The organism is Eggerthella sp., from assembly GCF_048329335.1.
In the GTDB taxonomy this organism is placed as follows: Bacteria; Actinomycetota; Coriobacteriia; order Coriobacteriales; family Eggerthellaceae; genus Eggerthella; species Eggerthella lenta.
Genome location: NZ_DBFEGU010000353.1, coordinates 1 through 1,440, shown reverse-complemented (window position 1 = coordinate 1,440; position 1,440 = coordinate 1). Strand labels below are relative to the sequence as shown.

Here is a 1,440-nt window from a genome sequence, read left to right as displayed (position 1 = left end):
GGGAGCAGGGACCAGCGACGCGCGCACGGTGCTCGAGGTGGCCGACGACGGCTGGGGCGTGCCGGCCGGCGACGTGCCTCGCGTGTTCGAGCGCGCCTTCACCGGCGAGAACGGCAGGCGTGCGGGCTCGTCCACGGGCATGGGGCTGTACCTCGTGGCCGAGCTGTGCGCGAAGATGGGTCTCGCCGTGGCGCTGGCCTCGGAAGAGGGGGAGGGCACGCGCGTGCTGCTGGCGTTCCCGCACGATCGCCGCAAGCTCGACCTGCTGTCGTGAACGGCATGCGCTTCCTCTGCCTTTCGTGCAGCGATAGCGGGAACCGCCGCAGCTGGCACCGCGCGGGATCCTTCGACTCCGGCCTGCGGCCTCCGATCAGGATGACGGCCTGCGGGTTCAGGCCGCGCTGCCTTGCATTTTCGTAAGGTACGCGTCACCCGATTCGATGGCGCCCGGGCGCGCCGCGCCGTAGCATGGTCGAAGACCTGCAAGCGAGGAAGGATACGATCATGACCGAAGTCTACGCGACTCCGCAAACCCAGACGGCGGCGCGCCCCGGAGGCTCGGCTCCGTCTCTCGGCGCCCGTCCCATCCTGTCGGTGCGCCAGATCGAGAAGGTGTACGGCAACCGCGATTCCGTCACCCGGGCCATCAACGACATCAGCTTCGACGTGGCCCCCGGCGAGTTCGTGGGCATCATGGGGCCGTCGGGCTCCGGCAAGACGACGCTGCTGAACTGCGTCGCCACCATCGACACCGTGACGAGCGGGCACATCCTCGTCGACGGGCGCGACATCACGGGCCTGCGCTCCCGCGCGTTGGCGAAGTTCCGTCGCGACGACCTGGGCTTCATCTTCCAGGATTCCAACCTGCTGGACACGCTCACCGGCTTCGAGAACATCGCGCTGGCGCTGACGGTGAAGGGCGAGTCCACCGCCTCCATCAAGCCTCGCGTGCAGGCTATCGCCCGCACGTTGGGCGTGGACGAGGTGCTTGGCAAGTACCCCTACCAGATGTCCGGAGGCCAGAAGCAGCGCATCGCCGCGGCGCGGGCCATGGTCGCCGATCCGAAGCTCGTGCTGGCCGACGAGCCCACGGGCGCGCTCGATTCGCGCAGCGCCACGGTGATGCTGGAGACCCTGTCCATGATGAACGCCGATCTGCATGCCACCATCATGATGGTCACGCACGACTCGTTCGCGGCCTCGTTCGCCAGCCGTATCCTGTTCATCAAGGACGGCGCGGTGTTCAACGAGATCCGCCGCGGCGCCACGAGCCGCGGCGACTTCTTCAACCGCATCATGGAAGTGGTGACGTTCCTGGGCGGTGACGTGCGCGATGCTGGCTAAACTCGCTTTCCGCAACGTTCGGCGCTCGGTACGCGACTACGCTATCTACTTCGTCACGCTCGTGTTCGGCGTGGCGGTGTTCTACGCGTTCAACTC

General features: G+C 67.4%; 2 protein-coding genes. Both read left to right on the top strand.

Translation table 11 applies throughout. The features are described from left to right. Nucleotides 1-274 (top strand): ATP-binding protein (locus ACMO6A_RS11065; RefSeq protein ID WP_418471266.1); only part of this gene is annotated, 274 nt, incomplete at its 5' end. A 230-nt stretch (nt 275-504) separates the two neighbouring features. After that, nucleotides 505-1,344: an ABC transporter ATP-binding protein gene (locus ACMO6A_RS11060; RefSeq protein ID WP_009609147.1), complete on the top strand. Its 840-nt coding sequence runs from the start codon at nt 505-507 to the stop codon at nt 1,342-1,344. The last annotated feature ends 96 nt before the right edge of the window (nt 1,345-1,440 follow it).

What these genes read in the sequence shown, in the direction of transcription:
- ACMO6A_RS11060 (WP_009609147.1), top strand. Translation starts at nt 505, where the DNA reads ATGACCGAAGTCTACGCGACTCCGCAAACCCAGACGGCGGCGCGCCCC.